This window comes from Fuerstiella sp. (genome assembly GCA_022447225.1).
GTDB lineage: Bacteria > Planctomycetota > Planctomycetia > Planctomycetales > Planctomycetaceae > S139-18.
The window spans coordinates 449,246-476,063 of sequence record JAKVAZ010000006.1 but is presented as its reverse complement, the minus strand read 5'-3'; the positions used below and the strand labels follow the sequence as shown (position 1 = coordinate 476,063).

20 protein-coding genes are annotated in these 26,818 nt (G+C 53.4%); 13 read left to right on the top strand and 7 right to left on the bottom strand.

The genetic code is table 11. From position 1 onward, the window contains the following. The first annotated feature begins 89 nt into the window (after positions 1 to 89). From MK110_06350 to moaA, 12 genes are all read left to right on the top strand, one after another. On the top strand, positions 90 to 3,311 hold the full coding sequence (locus MK110_06350; protein MCH2210904.1) for a DUF1553 domain-containing protein: 3,222 nt from the start codon (positions 90 to 92) through the stop codon (positions 3,309 to 3,311). 124 nt (positions 3,312 to 3,435) lie between these two features. Next, positions 3,436 to 4,869 (top strand): DUF1501 domain-containing protein, encoded by a 1,434-nt coding sequence (locus MK110_06345; protein MCH2210903.1) that lies wholly within the window; start codon positions 3,436 to 3,438, stop codon positions 4,867 to 4,869. 117 nt (positions 4,870 to 4,986) lie between these two features. Next, positions 4,987 to 7,281, top strand: coding sequence for an MMPL family transporter (locus MK110_06340; protein MCH2210902.1), 2,295 nt, complete (start codon positions 4,987 to 4,989; stop codon positions 7,279 to 7,281). Positions 7,282 to 7,522: 241 nt separating this feature from the next. Continuing rightward, positions 7,523 to 7,825: a hypothetical protein gene (locus tag MK110_06335; GenBank protein ID MCH2210901.1), complete on the top strand. Its 303-nt coding sequence runs from the start codon at positions 7,523 to 7,525 to the stop codon at positions 7,823 to 7,825. A 1,055-nt stretch (positions 7,826 to 8,880) separates the two neighbouring features. Next, positions 8,881 to 9,453 (top strand): helix-turn-helix domain-containing protein, encoded by a 573-nt coding sequence (locus tag MK110_06330; protein MCH2210900.1) that lies wholly within the window; start codon positions 8,881 to 8,883, stop codon positions 9,451 to 9,453. A gap of 268 nt (positions 9,454 to 9,721) precedes the next feature. Beyond that, entirely contained in the window at positions 9,722 to 10,873 is a 1,152-nt protein-coding gene (locus MK110_06325) for a trypsin-like peptidase domain-containing protein (GenBank protein ID MCH2210899.1), read from the top strand. 292 nt (positions 10,874 to 11,165) lie between these two features. Next, the gene (gene folE, locus MK110_06320) at positions 11,166 to 11,801 is read left to right on the top strand and encodes a GTP cyclohydrolase I FolE (GenBank protein MCH2210898.1); all 636 of its coding nucleotides are present in this window, start codon (positions 11,166 to 11,168) and stop codon (positions 11,799 to 11,801) included. Further along, positions 11,798 to 12,637 (top strand): hypothetical protein, encoded by an 840-nt coding sequence (locus MK110_06315; GenBank protein MCH2210897.1) that lies wholly within the window; start codon positions 11,798 to 11,800, stop codon positions 12,635 to 12,637. Before folE ends, MK110_06315 begins: the two co-directional genes overlap by 4 nt. Before the next feature lie 188 nt (positions 12,638 to 12,825). Beyond that, positions 12,826 to 13,164, top strand: a complete 339-nt coding sequence (locus tag MK110_06310; protein MCH2210896.1) for a hypothetical protein — start codon at positions 12,826 to 12,828, stop codon at positions 13,162 to 13,164. A 47-nt stretch (positions 13,165 to 13,211) separates the two neighbouring features. Continuing rightward, positions 13,212 to 16,277 carry an anaerobic glycerol-3-phosphate dehydrogenase subunit C gene (locus MK110_06305; protein MCH2210895.1) on the top strand — a complete coding sequence of 1,022 codons (3,066 nt, stop codon included), beginning with the start codon at positions 13,212 to 13,214 and terminating at the stop codon, positions 16,275 to 16,277. Between the two features lie 390 nt (positions 16,278 to 16,667). Further along, positions 16,668 to 17,147 (top strand): molybdenum cofactor biosynthesis protein MoaE, encoded by a 480-nt coding sequence (locus tag MK110_06300; protein MCH2210894.1) that lies wholly within the window; start codon positions 16,668 to 16,670, stop codon positions 17,145 to 17,147. Next, positions 17,144 to 18,163, top strand: coding sequence for a GTP 3',8-cyclase MoaA (moaA, locus tag MK110_06295; GenBank protein MCH2210893.1), 1,020 nt, complete (start codon positions 17,144 to 17,146; stop codon positions 18,161 to 18,163). Before MK110_06300 ends, moaA begins: the two co-directional genes overlap by 4 nt. A 544-nt stretch (positions 18,164 to 18,707) precedes the next feature. Here moaA and MK110_06290 read toward each other — a convergent pair. Next, complete coding sequence (locus tag MK110_06290) at positions 18,708 to 19,049, bottom strand: tetratricopeptide repeat protein (GenBank protein MCH2210892.1); 342 nt, start codon at positions 19,047 to 19,049, stop codon at positions 18,708 to 18,710. Positions 19,050 to 19,255: 206 nt separating this feature from the next. Here MK110_06290 and MK110_06285 point away from each other — a divergent pair, with 206 nt between their 5' ends. Next, complete coding sequence (locus MK110_06285; protein ID MCH2210891.1) at positions 19,256 to 21,166, top strand: glycosyltransferase family 39 protein; 1,911 nt, start codon at positions 19,256 to 19,258, stop codon at positions 21,164 to 21,166. A 57-nt stretch (positions 21,167 to 21,223) separates the two neighbouring features. Here the strand turns inward: MK110_06285 and rsfS are convergent, their stop codons facing one another. From rsfS to MK110_06255, 6 genes are all read right to left on the bottom strand, one after another. Beyond that, the gene (rsfS, locus tag MK110_06280; GenBank protein MCH2210890.1) at positions 21,224 to 21,856 is read right to left on the bottom strand and encodes a ribosome silencing factor; all 633 of its coding nucleotides are present in this window, start codon (positions 21,854 to 21,856) and stop codon (positions 21,224 to 21,226) included. Positions 21,857 to 21,878: 22 nt separating this feature from the next. After that, a complete protein-coding gene (locus MK110_06275) occupies positions 21,879 to 22,832 on the bottom strand; it encodes a serine/threonine protein kinase (GenBank protein ID MCH2210889.1) in 954 nt (317 codons plus the stop codon). A gap of 47 nt (positions 22,833 to 22,879) precedes the next feature. Further along, complete coding sequence (accD, locus tag MK110_06270) at positions 22,880 to 23,734, bottom strand: acetyl-CoA carboxylase, carboxyltransferase subunit beta (GenBank protein MCH2210888.1); 855 nt, start codon at positions 23,732 to 23,734, stop codon at positions 22,880 to 22,882. Beyond that, positions 23,734 to 24,384 (bottom strand): histidine phosphatase family protein, encoded by a 651-nt coding sequence (locus tag MK110_06265; protein MCH2210887.1) that lies wholly within the window; start codon positions 24,382 to 24,384, stop codon positions 23,734 to 23,736. The genes accD and MK110_06265 overlap by 1 nt, the downstream gene beginning before the upstream one ends. Then, a complete protein-coding gene (gene rpe, locus MK110_06260; protein ID MCH2210886.1) occupies positions 24,381 to 25,097 on the bottom strand; it encodes a ribulose-phosphate 3-epimerase in 717 nt (238 codons plus the stop codon). Before rpe ends, MK110_06265 begins: the two co-directional genes overlap by 4 nt. An 833-nt stretch (positions 25,098 to 25,930) precedes the next feature. Further along, positions 25,931 to 26,809, bottom strand: a complete 879-nt coding sequence (locus MK110_06255) for a metallophosphoesterase (GenBank protein ID MCH2210885.1) — start codon at positions 26,807 to 26,809, stop codon at positions 25,931 to 25,933. Between the last annotated feature and the right edge of the window lie 9 nt (positions 26,810 to 26,818).

Sequence of the window (26,818 nt, the reverse complement as noted above, 5' to 3'; positions counted from 1 at the left end):
CAGAGGTGATAGACGGTGCGTATAGGGACGTTTACCATATATTGTGGTAGTTCCGGGCCGTGATCCGAAACCAGCAGGACTCAATTGAAATGAGCGTGATGCGTCCACATATTCTTCGTTCGGTAGGGCCGATCGGGCTTGCGCTGCTGCTTACGACGATTTGTGTCTTTGGGGACGATCGCGTTGACTTTGATCGTGACATTCGCAGGATTCTTTCGGACAACTGCTTTCAGTGCCACGGTCCGGATGCAGAGAATCGAGAGGCAGAGTTACGGCTGGATCTCAGGGATAGCGTGTTCACCCATCAGGAGGGTGAGCCGCCGCGAATCGTTGCTTTAAGGCCGGATGAGAGTGAACTGTATCGTCGAGTTACGTCTCCGGATCCTGACCTGGTGATGCCGCCTCCGGATTCCGGGCTAAGTCTTACAGGGAGTCAAATTGCGCTGATCAGACAATGGATTGAGCAGGGTGCGGAATGGAAGGATCACTGGTCGTTTGTGATTCCTGAACGTCCTGAAGAGCCACAGGTGGCTGATGTCGATCGGGTTCGCAATCCCGTTGACTCCTTTGTCTTGGCTGGTCTCGAGCGGGAAGGCCTGCAACCTTCTTCTGAGGCATCACGATCGACTCTGATTCGACGTGTGTCACTGGACCTGACCGGGTTGCCACCGACGCCGGAGGAGGTTGATGCCTTTGTGACGGATGATTCGTCAGATGCCTGGGAAAAAGTAATTGACCGGCTGCTGGATTCGTCCGCTTACGGGGAAAACATGGCCGTTCGCTGGCTGGATTTGGCCCGTTATGCTGACACCAGTGGTTACCAGAACGACGGCGCACGTGACATGTGGCGTTGGCGGGACTGGGTCATTAACGCCTACAACAACAACATGCCTTTTGATCAGTTTACAATTGAACAGTTGGCCGGGGATCTGCTTCAGGACGTACCGGAACCAGGTCGTATTGGTCACGGAAGTCTGACTCTGGACGAAGAGTCCCTCAATCGCTGGATTGCGTCCGCGTTCAATCGAAATCATCGAGGTAATTCAGAGGGCGGTGTCGACCCGGATGAATACCAGGTTGAATACGTTGTTGATCGTGTGGATACGACCGCAACGGTGTGGCTTGGACTTTCGCTGGGCTGTGCGCGTTGTCATGACCACAAATATGATCCGATTTCGCAAACGGACTTCTATCGACTGTTTGCATGCTTCAACAACATTCCTGAGTTTGGCCGAGCTCTCAAAAAGGGCAACTCGCCTCCGTACATCAAGGCCCCGACATCAGCGCAGCGAAGTCGGTTGGATCTGCTGGATCAGCAAATTGCAGAACTTCAGCAACAGTGGAGCCGCAGCCTGGCCACACGGCGTGACGCTCAGACAGAGTGGGAAAATTCACTGTCTTCGGACAATGCCACATGGTGGGGAGTGTCGGACGGACTCACTCTGCATCTGCAGCTTGACGGAGATCTGAAGAATGTCGTTTCGGAGACGGAATCGTCTGAATCTGCACCTACTGCCGCTTCAGACACGCATGCGAATCAAAAGCTGACATTCATTGACGGCCGAATCGGTGACGCCCTGCGGCTGAATGGTGAAGAGTCGATTGCGGTCGGTGACTTTGGTGTATTCGGTTATATGGGCACTGTCACTCTGGCGGCATGGGTCAGGGCTGAAAGTGACGGAACCATTCTTTCCCGCAAGAGCCCTGGTAAAGAAGGCGGGGGGTATTCGATCGGGATTCAGAACGGGCACGTCTATGTGAACCTGATTAACCGCTGGCTGGATGACTGTATTCGGCTTTCGACGGTCGGCTCGCTGCCGTTGAATGAGTGGCATCACGTTGCTGTCACATACGACGGAACACGTCAGGCGGCCGGAATTTCAGTGTATTTCGATGGTCAGCCACAGAAGATTAACGTCCATTTTGATTTTCTGAATCAGACAATTGCCGCAGACGAGCCGCTGCGAATCGGTGCCGGGATCACCAATCTTTCCGGTGCCGTTGATGAAGTGCGGATTTTCGACCGGGAATTGTCCCCACGTGAAGTACGCATCATTGCGACTTCGCAGACACTGGAACAAGTGGCGAGGTTGCCTGAATCGGATCGGACAGTGGCGCAGCGGGATGTGCTGGAATCCTGCTTTATGCAGACTGCGGCTTCCGAATCATTGCGGACGCTGTACAAACGGCTGAATGCACGTCAGCAGGAGAGAGCCAGACTGGTTGAGACAATGTCGACGGTGATGGTGATGTATGACGGCCATCCCCGGACGACACGCCGACTCAATCGCGGTCAGTTTGACCAGCCGGCCGAAGAAGTCACGGGGGGAGTTCCTGAGATTCTGGCTTCGGGGCGATCAACAGACACCAGGGACCGGCTTGAGGTGGCTCACTGGATTGTGTCTCCCGATCATCCGTTGACAGCGCGAGTTGCAGTCAATCGGTACTGGCAAATGTTTTTCGGCGAAGGACTAGTCAGGAGTATGGAAGACTTTGGGGTACAGGGAAATCGGCCCAGTCATCCTCAGTTGCTGGACTGGCTCGCAACCGAGTTCATCCGCAACGGCTGGAATGTGAAGGACATTCTCAAAGTGATCGCAATGAGTGCGACCTATCGTCAGTCTTCGCTGGTCTCCGACGCACTGCGTGTACGTGATCCGGAGAATGAACTGCTGGCCCGGGGGCCTCGGTTTCGCCTGTCGGCTGAAGTGGTGCGCGATCAGGCTCTTGCAGCGAGTGGCTTGCTGCACCTTGAAGTTGGTGGTCCGTCAGTAAAAAGTTACCAGCCCGAAGGTCTCTGGAGTGAAATCGCCACAGACGGTGTTTACGAACCGGCAACCGGAGACGATCTGTACCGCCGCAGTCTGTATACGTACTGGAAACGAACAGTGGCTCCACCGACAATGGTTACATTTGATGCCACGACACGAGAAATGTGCACGGTTCGCCGGGCTCGTACAAATACGCCGCTGCAGGCACTGGCTTTGATGAATGATGTTACTTATGTGGAGGCATCGCGAGCGCTGGCCCAGCGAATGATTACGGAAGGCGGAGCAGCGGATGGTCAGCGCATCGCCCGTGGCTTCCATCTCGTGCTGGGGCGTCCGCCGCAGGAACAGGAATCCCGTATTCTGAGTGCGGCAGCAGTCCGTTATACGAAAGAATTTGAGAACAGTCCGCAGGCAGCGGAACAGTTGGTTTCCGTCGGTGACTCCCTGGCAGCGAAGGAGATTGCTGCCGGAGAACTGGCAGCATGGACTGCAGTGGCCAGCGTCATTCTGAATCTGGATGAGGCAGTGATGAGGCGGTGATTTAAGAACAGTTCTGTGTGCTCGTCAATTCCGTATTGAACGTTGCCGCAGTTATCCGGGTGCGGTTTCGGAAAGTGTCTGTTACCTGCGAAGGTGAGCATCAGAAGGAACACAGGTATCTGCTATGAGTCCGGTCAGCGAATACATTAGAACAGCGAATCGTCGCAGGGTATTAAAGTCGGGTGTTGTCGGCATTGGTACGGCTGCTCTGAGCAGTGTCCTGCAGCGTGACGTGGCAGGTGCTGCCGGTGACAGCCTGGCTCAGTTTCCTCACTTTGCTCCCAAAGCAAAACGGGTGATTCATTTATGTCAGTCTGGTGCGCCTTCGCAGCTGGATTTGTACGACTGGAAACCGCAACTTGCACGCCGGCGAGGCATGGAACTGCCGGATTCGGTTCGTGGGGGGCAGCGCTTCACCGGAATGACGAAAGATCAGGCCAGTTTCCCGGTAGCACCTACGATTTTCCAATTCAGGCAGCATGGCGAAAGCGGAGCCTGGTTGAGTGAGCTTCTTCCACACACATCCAAAGTAGCGGATGAATTGTGTTTTGTGAAAACACTGCATACAGATGCAATCAATCATGATCCGGCAATTACGTTCATTCAGACCGGCAGTTCTTTGGCCGGGCGACCGAGTATGGGGTCATGGCTCGCCTACGGACTGGGCAGTATGAACGAAGATTTGCCCACGTTTGTTGCCATGACGTCGGGTGACGGGGGGCAGCCACTTTATGACCGGTTGTGGGGAAGCGGATTCCTGCCAACCGTGCACTCTGCTGTAAAGTTTCGACGCACCGGCGATCCGGTATTGTATCTGTCAAATCCAGCAGGGATTTCCAGTCAGCTGCGGCGTGAAATGCTGAACGACCTGGCAAAGCTCAACGAGATTCAGCTGTGGCAGCAGGGTGACCCGGAGATTGCGGCACGAATGACTCAATACGAAATGGCCGCTCGGATGCAGTCGTCGGTTCCGGACCTGGTAGATGTCTCTGATGAGCCCGAGCACATTCTGGAACTCTACGGTTCTGACTGTCGGAAACCCGGTACGTATGCCTCCAACTGTCTGCTGGCTCGGCGTCTGGCGGAGCGAGGTGTCCGCTTTGTGCAGCTGTACCATCGTGGTTGGGATCATCACGGAAACTTACCGGACAAGATTAATAAACAGTGTCGGCAAACCGATCAGGCTGGCTCTGCCCTGGTTCAGGACCTGCGCGCGCGGGGAATGCTGGAGGACACACTGGTGGTCTGGAGTGGTGAATTTGGGCGTACCGTTTACTGTCAGGGTGCTCTGAATGAAAAAAATTACGGGCGTGACCATCACCCAAGGTGTTTTACGATCTGGATGGCTGGTGGCGGAGTCAATCGAGGCACAACATATGGGGAGACAGATGATTTCTCCTACAACATTGCGAAAGACGGGGTTGAAGTGCATGACCTCAACGCAACCATTATGCATTTGATGGGTATCGAGCACACCCGACTGACCTATCAGTACCAGGGGCGACACCATCGACTGACCGATGTGCACGGGAATGTGCTGCCGCAACTGCTTGGTTAAGCCGTGGTCAGGCGGGCGAGTTGAGTGAATCTGTCCTGGTGCGTTTCATTCAACCGCATTTGTCAGGTCTGATTCCGCAATTGTTTGTGGAAATTTATCATGTCGGAACGATTCTGAATGCGGCGGTTGATCGCACTGTCGATAGCGGCTCCTCGACGGGCACTGGTTGTTGTACTGATCGTTGTCAGTGCCGTGTCTACGGGGGCACTGCGGCTGCATTTTGATTTCTCACCACAACAGGTCTACGGAGGTCAGCATGAAGCTGTTGCCTTCAGCGAAGAACACAAACGTCTGTTTCGATATGAAGACAGCATCGCGTTCATCGTACTCGAATCGGCAGACGACAGGTCGCTGATTCGATCCGAGGTCCTGCACTGGATGAAGAAGCTGAGCAACCACGCTTCTCGACTTGCCGGAGTCACGGATGTCACGTCGCTGGTCACCCTGGAAACGCCGCGACTCAATCTGCGGCAGAGGGAATTGCAGTGGACGCCTTTGGTACCCGAGCGTCGATTCGACGACGGTGTCTGGCTGCAGCGACGGTTAAATCACATACCGTTGCTCAATGAACTGTTGATTAGTGAAGATCGTACGTTGCTACTGACACTCGTGTCGCTGGATCCTTTCGGTCGTGACATTGATACGACACGGCGACACATTCACGATCTTCGTCACGTGCTGAACGAGTTGGACGTACCGGAAGGTACGCGTGTGTCTCTGTCCGGGGTTCCTGCCATTCGTGTAGACGTCATCCACAGTCTGGTCAGTGACCAGTTGATCATGACGCCGCTGTCAGCATCGCTGTTTGTTGTGATTTCGCTGATGATGTACCGGAGCTGGAGAGTTACCGCAATTGCTGTTTTGTCTGTGATTGCCGCAGCGGGGCTGACACTTGGGATTATGGGATGGTGTGAGCTCACATTCTCAATCCTCAGCAACGTTGTTCCTGTGCTGGTTATCATTATCGGTGCTGCCAACTGTGTGCACATCATTGGTCGCCTGCAGATGATGCTGAGCGTGACAAATATCCCTGTTGATGAATGTGTACGTCGAGTGATGAAGGAAATGTCGCGCACATGTTTTCTCACGCTGTCCACAACGGCCATCGGTTTCGGGAGTCTGTTGATGGCCCGATCTGAAATGCTGCAGTTACTTGCGGTGCAGGCGGCCATTGGAATGATGTGTAACTATGTTTGTCTGATGCTCGTGTTGGCACCCGGGCTGAGGTTGACAGCTGACCGGTTTGTGCGAACCGAACACCTCGTTGATACTTCGAAACGTGAGACGCGTGTGTTTCGGTTGTGGGACAGGACTGCACGATTTGTGTGCCGGCGAGCCGGTATGATTGTTGTGGTACATTTGACAGCAGCCGCTGTTGCTTTCGCTGCATCAATGAACATGAGTGTTAATTCCTATATGTTCGAAACTTACGACTCTGACCATCCGGTTGTTCAGGTGACTGAATCCCTGAATGAAAAAATGTCGGGTTTGATCACACTCGAGGTGCAGTTGCAGTCAGATCGACCGGATCGCTGGTTTTCCGCAGATATGGTTGATTCCTGCGCCCGGATTCGTACGGAACTGCAGCAGGACGATCGGATTACTTTCACACGGGACTATGTGGAATTGTTGTCTGCTTTTGATGATCGTGTCGTGGATGATGACAGGCACACCGTCGAAACAGCTCTTCGGCGAGTTCAGCGAATTCTGTCGCGGATTGATCGACCGGAAACCATATCTTCGTTTCTGGCACATGAAGATTCAAAAGCCCGGATCATGTTACGGGTACGGGACATTGGCAGCAGCCGGTTTAAGGAACTGTTTGTGGCCGTAAAGGACGTGATGCGACGGCAACTTCCGGCTGACGTCAAATTTAGACTCACCGGTGATGCCTGGCTTCACACGATTTGCATGGACCAGTTTGTGCGGGATTTGTTCTATTCGCTGCTGGCCGCTTCCGGAACAATTTTTGTCATGATTGGCCTGTTGTTTCGGTCAGTCCGGACCGGACTGATTTCAGCCGTACCTAATCTGTTTCCGCTGACAATGACACTTGGTTACATGTACCTGCGCGACTATGAGCTGACGGCGGGTAACGTCATTGTCTTTGCGATCAGTCTGGGAATCGCCGTGGACGATACGATTCACTTCCTTGTCCGCTATCGCGATGAGGCGAAGCGGATTACCGGGACTCCGACTGCCATTGCTGCAACACTGCGGTCCAGTGGCCGTGCTATTCTGATGACCAGCCTGCTGGTTGTTTCGGGGTTAAGTGTCCTTGTCTTTTCTGACTTCCTGCCGACTCGCAGGTTTGCTGAACTAACGGCGGTCACAATGCTGGCTGCACTGCCGGGTGATATTATTCTCCTTCCGGCGCTGCTGTCTTTGCGGGGCGCACGTCGCTCGACTTGAGTCCTGTCGAAATAATCTGTGGCAGGATGTCATGATCCTGCCATGGCGTTCCGATTGTTGGGGTCCTGTGATTCGCCGGTGTCCTGTGGACTGTGCGTGTGCAGAACGGAATTGCAAAACGTCGGACAGCAGGTCGACGATGTAGTAAGCTGTCGGGTATTCGTCAAACTCAGCCCGGTTCGCCCCGTCAACGATGCTTCGCCGGGCTTTGCATCAGTTAAGACCGATAGATTTCCACGTCATGGTTGCTACCGTTTCTCCGGTTCCGTGTTCTGCTGCAGCTGATGTTTATTCATTGGATCAGCTGAGGGAATTTGTACACCTGATGCTGTGTCGCCGGGAAAATCTGCTTGAGTTCCATTTTCCGATGTCTGAAGTCGAACTGAAGAAAAATGGAACATTGTGCGGAATTCAGTTTTTGCTGCATGGTCCTCGGCGAGTCAAACTGGCCGCGGTATGGGCTGCTGACCGCAATGAGATCCTGATGTATGCAGCGAGCGGACAACGGTTCAGCCGGTTGCGACTCCCAAATCCGGTTGTCTAATATAACAGATAGCACTCTGTTCCCGGTTACTTCAGGCACGAAGGCGCAGCTGTTTCTGTTGTTGGTCGACAGAAGGATGCCGTCCTGGAGCGGTACCTGTGCCGCTTGGACACATGCTGATGTGTGCCGGTTTTCTTCAGAAATAAAGCCGTAATCCTGTCCTGGATCGATGGCTGACCAGCATTTCTGAACGAGCGTGGCTGATCGATCGGGACCGCCGACCCGTTTTCTGCTGACCATCGATGGAAGCGACAGGACGATATCCATCGTGTTGCATTCGGCCCTTGATGCGGATCAATACCGGATCGGGTTTCAAGGTAATATTGCAGTACGAATTTTGGTGTTGTTCGCAGACGGAGCCCGATTTGGAGAGCTAATTGTCTGTGCGAATCCACCGACCATTACCCGTCAGTTAATGACTGTCCCAAGTCGGGTCGGCGTTTTCCATGAGATCATTTCGGGAGCGTTGTGGATTCTGTGGATCGAACGGGATAAGGGCAGCTGCTGCGGCAAAAGTCTTAATCGTCTGGTCGGTGGTACTGTGCCGACTGCATCGTATGAATCACATAATCGGGGTTACAGGCAGGGTTGTTGTTGCAGTCGTCGCTGCAGTCTCAGGCGTTAGTCAGTGCAGGTCTGTTAAGAAGGTTAAAGTCGGCCCTCAGGAATTGACGAAACAAAATTCAGGCGTTTGTGGTTCTGTTGTGGCAGCAGGTTACCGAATACCTGCTGCAGGGGAGGCCAGGAACATGACGGGCTCAATCGCCAGGGGGAAGATTCGAATTGATGCTGGTATGCAGCAGTGCAACCGTCGGGCTGCTCACGCAGTTCTGGTGCATCGGTTTCCGATCCGACTCCGCCAAAGTGTCTTGTGAAGACACGGGCTGTGCCGCACACAGCCATAATGACCCTAGTCACGACCCCATCCCGCAATCTGCCGTGGTTCACGACCATGGGCTCAGTGAGCCGACCACGTCGCAGACCAGGGGCACAATCGTGTGAATTCAGGATGAATTTACGGATTGTGGAGTGAGAGAAGTTTGGAGAGCCCGCCCATGAAAACGATCTTTACTACTGGACAGGTAGCCAAGATCTGTAAAGTTGCACCTCGTACTGTATCGAAGTGGTTCGATTCCGGACGGCTTCGAGGCTACCGGATTCCTGGATCTCAGGACCGTCGTATTCCTCGCGAACACCTGATTCGCTTTCTTAAGGAACACGGCATGCCTCTGGGAGAACTGGAAGATGAAGCACTCGGGAAAATTCTTCTTGTCGGTTCTGACGGAATGACCCGTTCCAGTCTCGATGAGATGATGGGGAATGATGACTTTAAGATCGAAATTGCCGCAAGTGGATTTGAAGCCGGTATCCAGGCAGAGTCCATCCATCCCGACTGTGTGGTGGTTGACTTTGTTATGGGCCGCGAAGAAGCACTGATGATCGCTCAAAACCTTCGCAGGAACAGCGAATATAATGAAACTGTTCTGATTGGTTTGCTCAGCGACGAAGATAATTCTTCCGGATTTGACCGTACGATTTTTAATGAAACGTTCCGCAAACCGTTTGACGCAGCACTGCTGGCAGAACGAATTCGGACGCTCGTTAATCGTCGAAAGCAGCTTGCCTGAATTAATACACTGCGTTCTCCAGACGTGGTTGTTCAGACAGTAAAAAACAGCCAGAAGGTAAACTGAGGTGTAGTTCACACACACACCGGGTTACCTCTGGCTTTTTTTGTTTTGTGTTGGGATTTTTGTTTTCAATGGTTTCACCGTCAGCGAACCAGTTTGCGGTTGTGACTGTCATCGATCGTTGTAGGATTCGGCGTTTTGTGAACGGATTTCAGGTGCCGGCCGGCTATCGCTTCTGAAAAAATGAGCAACTGAAGACTGAGCAATGCACTCGCAGGATGATGTTAATCGATTTCAGCGGCGCCTCGCTTTTTCATGGTTCGTCATGGCCGCCCTGGCTATCCTCCTGCTGATCCCGCAAATCAGTAGGTGGATGGGCGACGGAATTACCGGTGATCCCCGCCCTGTGACGGCTCGCGGCGATCTGGCAGATTTCGAGAAAACCAGTATCAACGTGTTCCAGTCAGCCGGTCCGTCGGTTGTCTACATCAACACAAGGCAGAGGCGATTTGCCAGCCGTTTTACGCGCCAGACAATAGAAGTCGAGTCCGGGACCGGGAGTGGATTTGTCTGGGATGAATCCGGACATATCGTGACCAACTATCATGTCATCAAAGACGCGTCTTCAGCAGAAGTTATTTTTGCTGACCAGTCGGCTTTTGAAGCGACTCTCATCGGAAAATCACCGAATCATGATCTGGCGGTCCTGAAAGTTGACGCGTCGGCTGACCTGCTGCGGCCGGTTATGATTGGAGAGAGCCATGATTTGCAGGAGGGGCAGTCGGTTTTTGCAATCGGGCGACCGTTCGGACTGGCACAGTCATATTCTGCAGGCATCGTTTCCAATCGGAGCCGTTCCCTAAAAGTTCCCGGGGGCAGGGGACGTGAAATCGATGATGTGATTCAGACAGATGCGGCTATCAATCCAGGTAATTCCGGGGGACCGCTGCTGGATACTGCGGCCCGACTGATCGGCGTCAATACTGCGATTTACAGTCCGTCCGGGGGATCAGCCGGAATCGGTTTTGCTATCCCGGTTGATACTGTCAATCGTGTGGTTCCGGAACTGATTGCCAATGGTGAGTACAAGCCGCCCGGTCTTGGAATTGTTGTTGATTCGTATATTAACTCTCTGGCTGCGACTCAGGCGGGCGTGAGTGGAATTGTGGTCGTGTCTGTGCAGCCTGGAGGTCCTGCGGAAAAGGCCGGACTGCAGGGTGTGACGGAAACAACGAGTCGAATGATCCTTGGTGACGTCATTACAGCGGTCAGTGGAGAAAAAGTGCAAACCCTGAACGATCTTTTTGGGATTCTGGAAAAACACGTCGTTGGCGATCTGGTGCCCGTGACCATTCTTCGCGACGGGACCGAACAGACGCGGGAATTGACGCTGCAGCAAAGGCCAGGAATGCAGTGATTGGCGGGCCTGCAGAGACCGGTCCCGTTAGCAGGGCTGGATAACCGGAGCTGTTTTTCAGCCGAACGTCTGAGGTTCTGTGACGCGTGTTCCAAGGTTCATGCGGAGTTAATATTGGAAAAGTCAGGAATCAGCCGGCTGCTTTGTCTGATTGACGTTGTCTGAATTCGGTTGCCTGTGATGTGGAGTATTCCCTGTGACGGGGATTCTCGGACATTTTTACGGGCAGTTTGAATCGGCAGAGTGAGGCCCGTAACATACAGATTTCCGCTGTAGTTACGGGTAACTTCAAATGAGTGGTTCCGAGAATCACGCCTCCCAAATTGATCTGACGCTGGCCGCCGGTGCGACTCCTCCGGAGGCCAGAAATATCGATCAGCCTCGTATTGAAGCGGCCGTTCGGGAGATTCTTGCTGCAATCGGGGAGGACGCCGGGCGCGACGGACTGAGGGATACACCGGCGCGGGTGGCCCGGATGTATGCTGAAATGTTTGGCGGACTGCATCTGGAACCGGGACGGCACCTGCGGCGTGTGTTCGAAGAACAATACGATGAAATGGTGCTGGTTCGGGACATAACCTTTCACAGTATGTGCGAACATCATTTGTTGCCGTTTATCGGACAGGCGCATGTTGGCTACATACCTCGTGGTCGTGTGACCGGGCTCAGCAAGCTGGCGCGCGTGGTGGACGAAGTGGCCCGTCGACCGCAGGTTCAGGAGCGGATGACACATACGATTGCCGACCTGATCGAATCGGATCTTAATCCGAAAGGAGTGATTGTGGTGCTGGAGGCAGAACATACCTGCATGACCATTCGTGGCGTCCGCAAACCAGGGGCATTGACGTTGACGAGTGCAGTGCGTGGATTACTCAAGGAAAACCAGTCCAGTCGTGCAGAAGCGATGGCACTGATTACCGGCAAATGATTGCTCTGTTTGTGCTCAAGCTTTCAGCCGGCATCACGCTCATGTGGTGCCTGATGCCTCGTCACGAAGTCACAGACGGATTCTTTAGGATTCAAATGAGGGTTGTTCTGGGACTTGCAGTGCTGTCATCACTGCTTTTGGCAGACACTGGAACTTGGGACATCCGGTGGAATACCGCGACGGTCACAAAACAGGTGCAGGCTGATCCGACAGTTTTGACTTCCGGGGAGGAGTGTGTTGAGTCTGCTACTGTCGTGTGGAGATGGCTGCAGCGCATCCAGATCGGGATCGCGTGTGTTGCGTATGTCGGGTCGGTTTTTTGGACACTGGGACGCCGCTGGCCTGGCAGCATCTGTATTTATCTGTTGGCGGCCGGCTGTTGCGGGAGCGTACTGCTTCATTCGATTCAGGTGCCGAGTTCGTGCGTGTGGCTGCAGCTGCTTTCCGATTTTTCTTCGGCTGCTGTGTGTGGCAGTATTCTTACCGGGATGCTGCTCGGTCACTGGTATTTAACAACTCCGACAATGAGCACGGGACCTTTACGATGGTTCGTTACGGCGATTGCCGTCGCCGCGTGCCTGCGACTGGTCGGTTCAGCGACCGCACTGGCTACGGCCGGAATACAGATACCAGGAACAACCCATGGGATCTGGCTGGGAATACGCTGGCTGGGAACGATTTTCGTTCCGCTCCTGGTGGCGCTCCTGGTATGGCGAATTCTCCAATATCAGAATACGCAGTCCGCGACAGGAGTACTGTTTGCCGGACTAATTCTCGTCGTGATGGGGGAAATGTCGGGGGCCCTGCTGGAACGGGATCTGCACATACCGTACTGATATGCATCGTTCTTCAAATCTGTTTCTGCCTTCGGTGATCGTCTCCGATGCAAATCATCTTTCAGTGTCCACGGTGTGAAGCCCGTTCAGACTGTTGTCCACAGCCGGACGATGGCCCTGTTCAGTGTTCAAGCTGTGACTGGCGGCGTGATGCCGGAGCCGGGGACTTTGACAGTATCAAAACTGGAATGGTCAGTCGCTGTCGGGTCTGTGGCTGTGATGACCTGTGGCGTCAAAAAGATTTTCCGCCGGCACTGGGATTGTTGTGTGCCGCGACGGGAATTCTGTTAAGTTCACTGGCTTGGGGATGGCACTACCCGGAATGGGCAATCGGGATCCTTATGCTATTTGCTCTTGCGGACATGATCCTTTACACCTTCATGAGTGATATGCTTGTATGCTATCGATGTAGAGCACGTCATCGAAAAACGGAAATGCACGATGATTATCAGACGTTCAGTCTGGAACTCAGCGAGCGTTACATTCAGATGAAGAAACGACAGGACGAAGAGTCGGCGTTGCGCTGATTCTGTGTAAACCCCAGGAGTATGTGCTGTATTGGGAGTCGAGGGCGGTGGAGGACATTCACCGGAGAATATTCGAAGAACTGCCGGATCTGCTTGAAGGTGAGATCTGTGCCGATGCCGTGACGACAGCGCTGTACTCTGCGGATGCGAGCCTGTACGAGATCGAACCGCTTGCCGTTGCATTTCCCGAATCGGCCGGCGATGTCGAGACACTGGCCATGTGGGCCTCGGACAACGGCGTCCCCCTGATTCCTCGTGGAGCCGGTACGGGCCTGGCGGGAGGTGCTCTGGGTCGTGGAATTGTGATTGACTTTTCGCGTCATATGACACGCGTCCTTGAAGTCGGCAGCCATTCTGTTCGTGTTCAACCGGGAGTCATTCATGCTGATTTGAATGCATTGCTGCGTCAGCACGGTTGTTGTTTCGCGCCGTCATCCAGCCGTTCGGCATGTTCCACGATCGGAGGAATGCTGGCGGTAGACGCGGCAGGTGCCCAGGCCATTCGTGTAGGATCAGCACGTGATCACCTGATGGAGGTAGATTGTGTGTTGATGGGCGGACAGAGAGTCACGTTTTCATCCAGTGAACCGATTGATCGACGATTTGCGATTCGTCAGCCGCTTAACGCTCGAACGACGGAGGATACACTGCGCGAGTCCGGGGAACTGTTTCTTCCGCCGGTTCACAATGAATCGCTGTCGCTGACCAGGTTATTGCCATTGAGTCGTCGATCCGACATTTTGGAACGGCTTTTGGCAGTTCTCGACGAATCCGCCGAACAAATTGATTCTTTGCAGCCGGTGATGCTGCGAAATGCCTGTGGTTACATGCTGCGGGGAGTTCGTCGATCAGATTCACTTGACGTCACGCGTCTGCTGGCCGGGTCTGAGGGCACATTGGGGATCTTCACTGAGGCCACACTGCATCTGCTGCCCATTCCGAAACATCGTGCTCTCGCAGCAATCATGTTTGGAACGACCGATGATGCGTTGCGAGCCATGCAGCTGCTGCTGAATTTGGAGCCGAGTGCGTGTGATCTGCTGGATCGTCGGCTGTTGAGTGTCGCGCGGGAGTCCGGGACAAAATGGACTTCAGTGGTTCGCCAGGAAGCCGAAGCAGGCCTGTTTCTTGAATTCACTGCCGGCGGGTCCGCGGAGATCCGACAACGCATGGCCGATTCCGAGTCCTGCCTCAGGGATGCGGGAATCAGTCACATCGTTACACAGATTGCGATGACTGAAAGCGACGTCGACAAACTGTGGCAGCTTCCGCTTCAGGCCGGATCGTTACTGGCACGATTGAAGGGCACTTCACTGCCGCTGCCGTTCGTCGAAGATATCGCTGTGCCCCCGGCAGAAATCTCGCAGTTTCTGACACTTGCGCAGAAAACCTTTCAGAGACATGAAGTGACCGCAACGTTGTCGGCTCACGCTGCGTCCGGACAGTTACATTTAAGACCAATGCTGCCGTTTCCGGGGCCGGAGACGGCGTTACGAATCGAAGCTATGGCACGCGATTTGTATCATCATGTTCGAGCAGTCGGTGGGACGATTTCCGGACAGAATGGTGACGGACTTTCACGCACTGCATTCATTCGATCACAGTACGGGGGGCTTTATCGTGTTTTTCAGCAGGTGAAAGACATCTTCGATCCGCAGCGTCTGCTGAATCCGGATAAAATTATCAGCGATGACGGTCAGTTGACGATACGTCATCTGCGGAAAAACCGCGTAGCATCGGTTGTCGATACTGCGGATCAGGCCACGGTGCAGTTGCCGGTACTCAATCTGAACTGGAGTGCCGAAGAGGCGATGCATACGGCAACCCGCTGTGACGGATGTGGTGAGTGCCGAAGTACATCGGCTGCGCTGCGGATGTGTCCGTTCTTTCGTCAGGAGTCGTCGGAGGCTGCGAGTCCGCGTAGCAAGGCAACGGTTGTTCGAACAGCTCTGGCGAACGGTACTTCTGAAGAGCTGTTAACAAATGAGGTCGTGCAGCAGCTCGCAGATTCGTGTTTTAACTGTCGGCAGTGTCAGCTGGAGTGTCCTTCCGGTGTTGACATTCCTCATTTGATTCTGGAGACGCGGGCCCAGTTCGTCAGTGCCAACGGACTGTCACGTACTGACTGGCTGCTGTCACAATTTCACAGGTATGCCCGATTTGCCTCCAGATTTACAAGACTTACCAACCGTTTGCTGCGGCATCGTATCTTTCGTCGGGTGCTGCAGAAAACACTGGGAATTGCCGAACAACGCCGTCTGCCTCGATATGCAGGCCGAACATTTTTGAATTCTGCGGTTGCTCGACGTGAATGCAGCGACGGTCGGCCTGGAGACACTCGTCGTACCATCGTCTACTTTGTGGATTACTTTGCGAACCATCACGATCCGGATCTTGCGACGGCCTTTGTGCGGATTCTTCAGCACCACGGGTTTCGGGTGTATGTACCGCCGGGGCAGACGGTATCCGGAATGGCAATGGTCAGCGTAGGAGATACTGAAGCAGCTCGCGAAGTTGCCGAAACAAACGTGCGTGAACTTGGTGAACCGGCGCGTGAAGGATTTCCGATTCTGTGTACCGAACCTTCTGCCGCCTTATGTCTGAAGCAGGAATACCCGCTGCTTGTGGATCATCCGGACACCGCGGCTGTTGCGGAGCAGACGCAGGACGCAGGATCATTTCTGCTGGATCTGCACGTTCAGGGACGGCTTCGTACGAATTTCCAGGAAACCCCGCTCAAGCTGGTATATCATACACCCTGTCACCTGAAGGCGGTCAGTGACCAGCGCGGTCTGCTGGACCTGGTGAAGCTGATCCCAGGTGTCGAAGTCACTGCCATCGATCATGGTTGTACGGGAATGGCGGGAACATTTGGAATTGCCGCCGAACACTTCACACAGTCGCTGGAGATTGGTGATCGGCTTCTTCAGAGTTTGCAGACCGTCAGTGTCTCGGCCGGATTGACCGAATGCAGCAGTTGTCGCATGCAGATGGAACAAACGGTTGATTTTCCGACGCTGCACCCGATTAAGATTCTTGCTCTGGCATGGGGTCTTATGCCCGGCAGGGACCATTTGCTGAATTCTCGTCCTTCCGGACTGCTGATGTCATGATTTTCGATGTTTTGTTGTTTGCCGCCGCTCGCGATCTTGCAGGTCATTCGGTCTGCACCGTCCGGGTCGCTGAAGAAGCAACGGTTTCTGATCTGAGGTCTGAATTGATTCGAACCTGTCCAAACCTGGAATCGATGGCGAAGGTCCTGTTAGTTGCAGTCAACAACCGGTACGCTGGAGACTTACAGGTTTTGCATGACGGTGACAGTGTTGCATGTTTTCCTCCGGTGAGTGGGGGATAACGGCTTTTTCGAACTGGCTGATGATTTACTGTTTGTCGTCTGACTGTGGCAGCAAGATCGAATTCTCAAACTCATACGTATTTCATTCCGCTCGTCTCCAATCCTGCGAGAAACCGGCGGCCGACAGTCAGAAACGGAATACCCGTCTGTGCTCTCGATTACACCAGATCCGATCGATATCAACGGTGTGATGAACGCCGTACGCGACCATCGTGCCGGTGCGGTGGTACTGTTTCTTGGAACAGTACGTGAGTTTACGGGGGACCAGCAGACGTCCTCGCTGAATTACGAAGCGTTCGAAGAAATGGCCCTGGGCTCGCTGGAGGAGATTACAGTCGAGGCACAGACACGCTGGTCTCTGGTGGAATCCGCTGTTGTTCACCGTGTTGGGGCACTGGATTTGGGTGATGTTGCGGTTGCAGTAGCAGTCAGTTCGACTCATCGCGGACCTGCATTTGAAGCCGGACAGTGGATTATGGATACGATCAAACAGAGGACGCCGATCTGGAAAAAGGAATGCTATGCTGACGGACGTACAGAATGGGTTCATCCGGTAAACAAATCATCGACTCCTGGTTCGAGTCGTCCCGGGGCAGTGCTCCCGTCAACGGAAGGTGACGACCGATGAGTTCTGAATTGAAAAGACGGGAAGAAAGTCGGCTTGTCGATTCATTTGGGCGTGTACACAACAATCTGCGTGTCAGTGTGACAGATCGCTGCAATCTGCGTTGCTTCTACTGCATGCCGGAACATGATCCGGAATTCATGCCGAAATCGGAGTTGCTGACATTTGAGGAGACTGAACGGGTTGTACGTATTGGAACGAGTCTCGGGATTGACCAGGTGAGACTCACAGGTGGTGAGCCGCTTGTTCGCCGCGAGTTGCACAAACTGATTGAGTCGATTGTCGGTTTACCCGGGATTCGTGATGTTGGATTGACCACCAACGGGATCTTTCTCTCGGAGCAGGCTCATGTGCTGCGTGATGCAGGGTTAAAGAGGCTCAACATAAGCCTGGATGCGCTGGATCCGGAAACATTCCGCAAAATGACTCGTCGCGACGGATTCGACAGGGTCCTGTCAGGCATTCAGGCAGCGAAAGATGCCGGCTTTCAGCCGATCAAACTAAATGCTGTTTCCGTCCGCGGACTCACAGAGGATCAAATCATTCCGTTCGGTGAACTGGCGCGTGCAGGTGATGTTGATGTCCGTTTTATCGAGTTCATGCCGCTGGATGCAGAAAATGAGTGGGAACGCGGAAAAGTACTGTTTGCCCATGAGATCATCGCGATTCTTGAATCAGAATTCGGGACGCTGGATCCTCAGCCCGGTACAGATCATCGGACGCCGGCCACGTTGTATCGTTTTCGGGACGGCTGTGGCACGATTGGACTGATCGCGTCAGTCAGTCGCCCATTTTGTGCAGGTTGTAATCGGTTTCGCCTGACCGCAGACGGCAAACTTCGCAATTGTCTGTTTAGTCACGAAGAAACCGATATTCGTGATCTGCTTCGCGATGGCGGTTCAGATTCTGAAATTGCACAGGCGATGCAAAACAGTATTGCCGCCAAAAAAGAGGGGCACGAGATCAACACTGCCCGCTTCATGCAGCCGGTACGTCCCATGCACTCGATCGGTGGGTAGGGGCTCTGTTCAGCAGATGTCTGCTGATGTTGCTGAATCACGTTCCCGGCAGATTATGCGTTGTCTGATCGGTGCGGATTCCACAACTTGCCGTGGGGTCAGCGTAGCCGTTTCGTGAGCTGTGATCCGTCTCCAGCAATTTTGGAACCAGTGAACTGTAATGTGCTGCGTACGAAATCGGCATGTTTTCGTTTGGCTGTCAATCTTTCGAAATGTCCGGTCTTGCTGCAGAGATTCACTCAAAGAGGTAACGTTATCGCAGTCCTCAGTCAGGGGCCGGTCTGAGGATTTTCCCAAAGTAACCCGTTGGCTGTCGTTGTGAATCACAGCTCCGGGAATTCGTGGTATATACTGAGACGGCTGCCGCTGATGAGGTCATGAAGTTCGAACGGATTTGGAAAGACCAGCGACACTTGGTATCGGAAACGGTGCTATGCTGACGGAAATCCGTACGTTGTACGTGTGCAGCTGTCAGACCAAATCTCCTCGCAGCTTGACGGACTGAAATAAGATGTGTTTTTCAGACCTGTTTTCGAACAGCGGTCTATTCTGGTGACGATTGTTCTGCCCGAATGGCGTGGGCTCTGGCCATTGCGTCTTCAGCTTCCATGATCAGCCCGCATCGCTGCATTACCACAGAAAGCTGAACATAGGAAAATGCGTCCTGCGGCTCAAGCTTCGCGACTTTCGAAGCGTGCGCGACCGCAGCCTCATTTTGTCCAAGTTTTTGCAGGTGGACTCCCAGTGCCAGGTGAGACTGTACGTGGTCGGGAAAGTCGGCCACGATATTTTTCAGGGCTTCCACGGCAGCTTCGAGATTCCCGTCTTCCTTCAACTGGTTTGCAACATCGTATAGGTCGTCCGGGTCGGCTGTACTGTCTGTCATGAGGCTGGTTTCATTAGTAGCGTTAGTTGAATCAGGAGTATTTACCGTTCACGTGGATCAGGCAGATTGTGTTTCGGTATCATAAGTGGTGGTCAACGATACTCAAGAATCCGCCGTGCAATCTGTGTCCTGTCAGTTAGTCTTCCCGAGGCTGAGATTTATGCTGTTCGGTTCCACGTGAAACCACAAACGAAGAAGAGGAGAAGATGAATCAGAGCCTGTCAACGCAGGAATTCGTATTTGTTGTCTGCGCTGCAGCATTGGGATGTTTTCTTCGATTGACTGCCATCGACGAGTTGGCTGTTGAGCATTTTGACGAGGGAGTCTACAGCTCCACCATATGGTATGCACCATTGTCGGGTGAAGTGTATCCGGCACGGCACCTGTACGCGCCTCCGGCGCTGCCTGCGATGATCCAGGCCGCCGGTACATTGGCAGGACCAGGTCTGGCACCTTTCATTCCGGCATTGCTGATGGGAACTGTGACCATTCTTGTCATTTGGCGTTTTACGCGCGCCGCGTTCGGCATAGCAGCCGGAATGGTCGTCGTTCTGCTGTCTGCTCTGAGTGACTTTCACATTCTTTATTCTCGAATGGCTTTGACCGATGTGCCGGTATTGATGTGGATCATCCTGGCGGTTTGGCTGGGAGTGACCGGGATTAACCGCCGAAGCACGGCAATCATGCTGGCAGCCGGGGTCGCCTGTGGTTGTGCCTGGTGGACGAAATACACCGGATGGCTTCCGATTGCGATTATTAGCAGCGGTTCTTTGCTCTGGTGGTTGATCGGGGGGCGTCACCGTTGTGGGTTTTGGCGGCTGGTCGGGCTGGTTGCAACCATGACTTTGTCTGCGTGTGCGGTGTGGAGTCCCTGGCTCATCGCGCTGCGTGATGTGGGCGGATACTCGGCCGTGGCAGCCAACCATGGTGCATACCGCATGGCTTTGAATTCATGGACGCATAATCTGGAGACTCAGATTACCTGGTATTCATTGACCGAAAGCTGGATGGCAGCACTGTCCCTCGGTTTGGGAATGATGCTGGCAGGCAGTCACAGATGGATTGATGCACGTGGTTCCACGTGGAACCGTTCAATTTCCTCCGGAACCGGGATTACTCCTGCATTACTCGTTCGATTCATCGGAGCGGCGGCAGTGATGGTTATCGCTACGCTTACGATTGGTTCAATGGGTGTCCTGACTGCTTTGGCTGCGGGGGGCAGCATCGGTATCCTGTTGTATCCGGATTTCAGTGGTCTGAAGATTAAGTCGCACCATGGCTCCCCGGAAAAATTTCCTTCTTCGGGCGGGCATCAGCAGATTGATCTTCCTGATTTTCGCGCGTCACCCGGCCTGGATCCCAGGCTGGCGATCTGTGTTCTGGTAGCGTGGTTCTTCGGGCTGTTGCTGAGTATGCCGACGTATAGTCCGTTTCCACGACTGTTTCTGCCGCTGCTTGCGGTCATCTGGATGATGGCATCAGCCGGAATCGGCTGGTGGATCGATGGGTGTATTTACGTTGCCCGCCGAAATGCAGCATCAGGAAACCGGCCGCAACGTTCACTGCGGAAGATGGTTCTGACCGGTCTGGTTCTGTCGGCAGTCGGACTGGGGCTATGGCAGCTCAATGCCACGATGATCCCACGTTCCCGCATTCATGATTCGCGACTCGGACTGAGGAACGCCTCATTTGAAGTCGCTTCAATGTGTCTGACGGCGACTGGTTTGACAGATGACGAAGCGAAAGCGTTCGGTCTGGATGACAGTCCGCCTTGTGTTGTCTATGCGTTTGGCGAGCCCGCTGTATTATATCATATCAGTCAGACCGGGATTCCGGGGGCACCTGTTCAGGACCTGCTGTTTAATGCGGCAACACTGCAGGGTAAGCCTTTGCCGACATTTCTTGTGTTTGGCCCGAATGCATTGCGGACGCCAGATTTTATGTATGACTGGATCCGTGTTGAACAGCGCTTCGAGCACGTAGGAGATGTGCATTATCCCCCCAGCGCCGTTGTCCTGTACAACCTCTTCCCTCCGCGTTGGGTTCTCCAGCACTTTGGCGAAGAGCGGGAACAGCGTCTGGAAGTCTATCGTCTGCGGTCAACAGATGAGATGTAAATGCGGTGAAAACTATTGGCCGGTAGACGCAAATCCCCGTTGCCATTTGTATTACGATCAATTGGTGACCGGAGTTCCGTCATCTGGATCCGATTTCGGGCTGTTTGTGTCGTGTTCTGAGTTCTGAATCTTCACTGCATCATTGTCTATGTTCTTTGAAGACCAGTCGATCCGTCCGGCATCAGCCCATAATTGTTCGAGGTCATATAGTGCCCGTCCTTCGGCTGTGAATATATGCACGACGACATCACCGTAGTCTGTGAGCAGCCAGTTGCCTTCAGTTCGGTAGCCCTCAATATTGAGGCGTGCGTTACCACGGTCCCGTTTCAACAGCCGGTTTACATCGTCTGCGATCGCATGCATTTGGCGCTGACTTGTCGCCGTGACGATCACAAAGAAGTCGACAATCGATGTCAGGGAAGTGAGATCCAGTACCACAATGTCCTGGCCGCGCAGTTCATCGGCACACCTGGCAGCATTAATCGCGTTGTCGAGGCTGGCTGCGTAAACATTGCTGTCCCGAGGAGCCGGTGCTGACTGAGTAGCGAAATCGAGGTCCGGGTCCTGGTGGACGTTCTCTGAGAGTTCATCGGACATAAGCAGACTGCTGCAAAATGACTGCCATGAATCCGGCAGCACAAACGGAGTAACTGAGGTCAGGACCTGCATCGGAAGAATGGGGACGAACATAACACACACAGTGATGGACTGCTCATTTTGATCCCTGAATCCGAACTGTCCCGTTTTTGGATGATTTGCCTGTCTTGCGGCGTGCTAATACCGACCGGGTCACATGGACCAGTCGAGCTTGCGCTTCACGAAACTGAGTCACCATTTCGTCAATTGTCTGCCAGCGATCATCAGGGTTACGTTTCAGTCCCTTCATTATCACTTCGGCAATCTGTCCGTCAATTTTTGGTACGGCTGCGGTGATTTCAAGTGGTGGCTGATTGATGTGTTGGACCACCGCATCGAGTGTCATTGCTGCCTGCCAGGGATGTCGCTTGGTATACATCTCGAAACAGGTGACCGCGTACGAAAATACGTCCAATCGCTGATCAGTCGACCTCCGCTGAATCAGCTCGGGGGCCATATAATTTGCCGTTCCGGTCCGATTGCCGGGTTTGTGAAATACAGGCTTGTTGGGCACAAACAGGCCAAAATCAATGAGCTTGACATCGTTTTCTTGAGTAACCAGAACATTTCGTGGACAGAGGTCACGATGGATCCAGCCCTGGCGATGAATATATGAGAGTGCATCGCCAATTTGAATGATGAACTGAAGTCGGTACTCCTTCATCAGTTGGCCCTGAAGATCAAGAAGCAGGCTCAGCCCGGATCCGTCAATATAGTCCATGACCAGAAAGACTTCATCATCGGTCGTCATTCCAATTTCATGCGTGCGCACGATGTTGGGGTGAAACAGTGACAGTGCGATCTCACCTTCAGTCGGTTTATTGAGGCCCTCAAAACGTGTTTCGAAACGGCGGGTTTTTTCCCTGTCCAGGACTTTGATTGCAACGCTTCTGCGTGACGTGATGTCTTCTGCTTTCCAGACCTTGGACATGCTGCCCTGACCAACGCGACCCATCAGATTAAAGCGTTTTCTGATGTCGACACGTTCCAGAGGCTTTTGCTTCTTTTGTTTCTTGTCAAACAGGCTCATTCATCCCCCCCCCCGGGAATGTTTGTGGCCGCCGCACATCCTGATGTTCAGCGCGAACAATAGTCAATGATACGAGCGACTTCCGACCGCAACTGACGTCGGTGGACGATGCGATCGACGAAACCGTGTGACAGCAGGAATTCACTCGTCTGAAAACCATCCGGCAGATCGATGTTGCATGTGGCCTGGACAACACGTGGTCCTGCGAAACCAACCAAGGCACGCGGCTCAGCCAGAACAATGTCGCCCAGAGAAGCGAAGCTCGCGGCAACGCCACCCATGGTTGGATTGGTCAGTACCGAAATATAAAGGCCGCGGGCTCTGCGAAATCGAGCGAGTGCGGCTGAGACCTTACCCATCTGCATGAGTGAGAGGATGCCTTCGTGCATTCGTGCCCCACCACCGGAGCCACTGACCACTACCAGTGGTAATCTTCTTTCTGTAGCCTGTTCAATGGCTCTGGTGAGCTTCTCACCTACAACCGAACCCATGCTTCCCATGATGAAAGCCGAATCAGTCATTCCAAAAACCAGTGGACGGCCCCTCATGTATCCCCGGCCCACGGTGCAGGCGTCCTTCATTCCTGTCTTTTTTTGTTCGTTCGACAGACGATCCTGGTAGCTGACTCGATCCGTGAATCCCAGGGGATCGACAGGACTGAGTTCAGGATACCATTCCTCGAATGTGTCCGGATCAAGCAGCTGCTTCAGGCGAGATGCCGTGGGTACGTGGAAGTGATGGTCACACTCGGGACATACGTAAAGGTTTTCTTCAACCTGATTTCTAAAGACCGTTGCCGAACAGGCATCACATCTCAGCCAGAGCCCTTCGGGGACTCCACGTTTCGGCCGTTTCAGAAATTGCAGCCATGACTGCTGACTGTGTTTACGTGTAGTGCTCATTAATGTCTCCCCGGACCAGCAGCGTCGGTGGTCACCCCAACCGCATCCGAGACACACTCGAAATTCACAAAAATTTCCGGATCGAACTCTGACGCTTCAAAACATTCCACTAGCTTACGATGTTCTCCGCACAAACACGATGCCAAAGTGGGGCCGCGGTGCTGCAGAGTGCAGCGAATAACCGTTGCAATCGGTTCAACCGCAACAATCGCAAAGACTTCGTATTTGTGGATCGCCCTGTTGAGGACCCGCGCCACCCTCTCACAGGCATCTGACAGGCTCTCTCCTTCCGGTGCGCAAATCGCCTGGGGCTTTTCACGGCAAGATCGAAACAGTCTGGGATATCTCTTTCGAACCTGGGATTCCGGCAGCCCCTGCCAGAGCCCCTGATTGACATTTTTTAGCTCGTCCAGTTGACGAACCCGAAGACCGGACAGGTGATCAGAGATTGCCTGGGCTGTGCCAAACGCCGGATCCCCTGGAGTAGTAAAGATGACTTCAAGTTTGAGATCACTGGCGCTAATCTCTGCCAGGACCTGCTGGATTTCTATGAGTCCTGCCTGGTTGATCGGCATTTCGAGCATGCCCAGCAGTCGTGAGTCTGCCGCGTAATCTGTTTGACCGGGACGTATTAACACGATTTGACTCATATCGACTCCCCAGCCGGGCTCAGAGTGTCGCGAGTCATCTCAACCAGTTGTTTCCTGGCGGCCCCGTAGTCCGCTTTGTCAAAGACTGCACTGCCTGCGACAAAGAGATCGGCTCCCGCATCTGAACATTTCGCTATTGTTCCGGCGGCGACACCACCGTCGATTGAGATAATCAGCCGCTCTCCTGCGATTTCTCTTGCGCGGCGGACTTTTTGCAGGACTTCAGGCATGAATGTCTGTCCGCCAAATCCCGGCTGAACGCTCATAACGAGCAACAAATCACAGTGTTCAAGCCACGGTTCGGCCATTTCGAGTGGGGTGTCCGGATTGATTGCCAGTCCGGCGACTGTGTCTCGTCTTTGAAGTTCTAACAGCAGATCCTTAGGATCCGGAACCGCTTCAAGATGAAAGGTGACTGCCTCACAGCCGGCGTCCAGATATTCATCCAGATAAAAGGCGGGATCTGAGATCATCAGATGAGCATCAAACGGAATGTTCGTCAGTTGTCTCAACGAACGAATGACCATTGGGCCATACGAAAGGTTGGGCACAAAGTTTCCATCCATCACGTCCAAATGCAGCACTGAAAATCCAGACCGGTCCAGCAGCTTCACTTCGTTGTCGAGATTGCCGAAGTCGCATTTGAGCAGAGACGGAGCGATCACCGGAGAGTGCGTCCGAAGATGCTTCAACATCGCATGTCGTTTTAACATAGAGCCTGCTGTGCAACGGGGCGGAGGAACGCAGGTCAGACATGCTTATCTGCATCGCGGCATTCCGATTTCTGCCGTGACCGTTCCTTTTAACGAAGGCGGGATTCTCATGGCAGGTGCGAGACAAGTCCAGCCGAAGCACGGGAATCACACAAAAACAGTTAATTCCGGGACGGTTTGTATGAGATTTGTATGTGTTAATTGACGCAACATGTTGATTTAAAACAGCTTGTGTTGAATGGGTCGTGTTTTGCTGATGGTAGTCGGTTTTTTATAAACCGTGTTATGCAATTGATTTATGTCAGAAATTATATTCTCGCAGTGTTTTTCGATGGACTTTGTTCTTAACAGCGCCATTTTCTGATCGGCCGTTCAGTGTGTCTCTGAGGGAATTGTGTTGCATTGTGTTGGACGCTGGCTTTGCCGGTGATTCTGGGAAATTTCTCCAGAGTGCAAATGACCGCATCCCCAGCTTTGGCTGACGCCATGGTTGGGCCGGAAACGACGTTGCAGTATGCACAGGCGTTGGTGTGGCAGAGATCGACAAGGAAAGTTGGAAAAACCTTATGGGACACCCAGCATCAGGCATTGTCGCTACGCGAGCAATTTACTGAAATTGGTCGTCTTGAAGGTGGCACACCGTGAACCTGCAGACAATTGAGCACAGGCAGTCAAGCTACAGTCTCTGCTGTAAGTGCCAAGTCAGGTACCACCCCGACAGGTGATTTCAAAGCCATTGGTAACGGTACGACACCAAATTCTTTAGTGGGGCGGGATTGGCAAATCCACAGAGAAAAAATGCGACCATCAAGGCGTCGGTCATCCCACAGTCATTAGCTCTGCCATGTATGGGAACTCTGTTTGCGGAACCCTTCAAGTTGAATCGTTCCGTCGGCAAAAACCGAGGCGACACTGAAACCATTACTCGCTTCAAATGAGCCCTCTACCATTGCCACCAGCGTGCAGTAGTGAATGTCGCCGATGATCTGGTGCTCATTTTCATGGCTATGGCCCTGGAATACGGCCAGTACTTTACCGGAATCCTCCAGTACTTTGCGGACCCGGTCCGCATTCCTGATGCCGTACGGTCCCGCGACATCCAGGCGTTGATGAACCAGTACGATCGTCTTTTTGTCGGTACCGGTCAGATCCTGTTTTAACCATTCGACTTCCCGTTCCTGGATATTGGGATCGGTCCACTCAAAATTTTTCCTTTGATAAGCCACCCCGTCACTGCGGAAACAGGCATCCAGAACGACGAAATGAATTCCTGCCTTGTCAAAGGAGTAATACGAATCTTCCTGTCCTATCCCGGCAAGGAACTCTCCTTTGGTGAGCGTATCGACACAGTGATTTCCCAGCACATAATGCTTGGATAGTTTGATCTTGTCCATCTCCTGGGCAATTCGCTTCAGGTAACCGAGTTCCGTCTCGACCTCTTCCGCCGCATCAATCAGGTCACCCAGGACCGCCAGGAAATCCGGTTTCTCGGTCTGGAACTGTCCGGCTGCCTGTGCGAGTTTGGCGATTGTCTCACGGTAATAACGGGTACCGGCCGGATCCTTGTCCGCATAATGCAGGTCGGTGACCATTGCAAAACGCACCTCAGGGGTCTCACCCGTAACGGCCTCCCGTCGAGCACTGATGCAGGGGCTGGCCATGCCGGAAAGCAGCAACAAGCTTCCATTGCGCAGAAACAATCGCCGGTGCATTGGGTGGAA

Coding starts and splice junctions, on each gene's coding strand:
- moaA (MCH2210893.1), top strand. CDS start 17,144: ATGAGTTCTGAATTGAAAAGACGGGAAGAAAGTCGGCTTGTCGATTCA.
- MK110_06345 (MCH2210903.1), top strand. CDS start 3,436: ATGAGTCCGGTCAGCGAATACATTAGAACAGCGAATCGTCGCAGGGTA.
- rpe (MCH2210886.1), bottom strand. CDS start 25,097: ATGTTAAAACGACATGCGATGTTGAAGCATCTTCGGACGCACTCTCCG.
- MK110_06310 (MCH2210896.1), top strand. CDS start 12,826: ATGGTCAGTCGCTGTCGGGTCTGTGGCTGTGATGACCTGTGGCGTCAA.
- MK110_06340 (MCH2210902.1), top strand. CDS start 4,987: ATGCGGCGGTTGATCGCACTGTCGATAGCGGCTCCTCGACGGGCACTG.
- MK110_06330 (MCH2210900.1), top strand. CDS start 8,881: ATGAAAACGATCTTTACTACTGGACAGGTAGCCAAGATCTGTAAAGTT.
- MK110_06335 (MCH2210901.1), top strand. CDS start 7,523: ATGGTTGCTACCGTTTCTCCGGTTCCGTGTTCTGCTGCAGCTGATGTT.
- MK110_06285 (MCH2210891.1), top strand. CDS start 19,256: ATGAATCAGAGCCTGTCAACGCAGGAATTCGTATTTGTTGTCTGCGCT.
- folE (MCH2210898.1), top strand. CDS start 11,166: ATGAGTGGTTCCGAGAATCACGCCTCCCAAATTGATCTGACGCTGGCC.
- accD (MCH2210888.1), bottom strand. CDS start 23,734: ATGAGCACTACACGTAAACACAGTCAGCAGTCATGGCTGCAATTTCTG.
- MK110_06315 (MCH2210897.1), top strand. CDS start 11,798: ATGATTGCTCTGTTTGTGCTCAAGCTTTCAGCCGGCATCACGCTCATG.
- MK110_06265 (MCH2210887.1), bottom strand. CDS start 24,384: ATGAGTCAAATCGTGTTAATACGTCCCGGTCAAACAGATTACGCGGCA.
- MK110_06255 (MCH2210885.1), bottom strand. CDS start 26,809: ATGCACCGGCGATTGTTTCTGCGCAATGGAAGCTTGTTGCTGCTTTCC.
- rsfS (MCH2210890.1), bottom strand. CDS start 21,856: ATGTTCGTCCCCATTCTTCCGATGCAGGTCCTGACCTCAGTTACTCCG.
- MK110_06325 (MCH2210899.1), top strand. CDS start 9,722: ATGCACTCGCAGGATGATGTTAATCGATTTCAGCGGCGCCTCGCTTTT.
- MK110_06350 (MCH2210904.1), top strand. CDS start 90: ATGAGCGTGATGCGTCCACATATTCTTCGTTCGGTAGGGCCGATCGGG.
- MK110_06290 (MCH2210892.1), bottom strand. CDS start 19,049: ATGACAGACAGTACAGCCGACCCGGACGACCTATACGATGTTGCAAAC.
- MK110_06275 (MCH2210889.1), bottom strand. CDS start 22,832: ATGAGCCTGTTTGACAAGAAACAAAAGAAGCAAAAGCCTCTGGAACGT.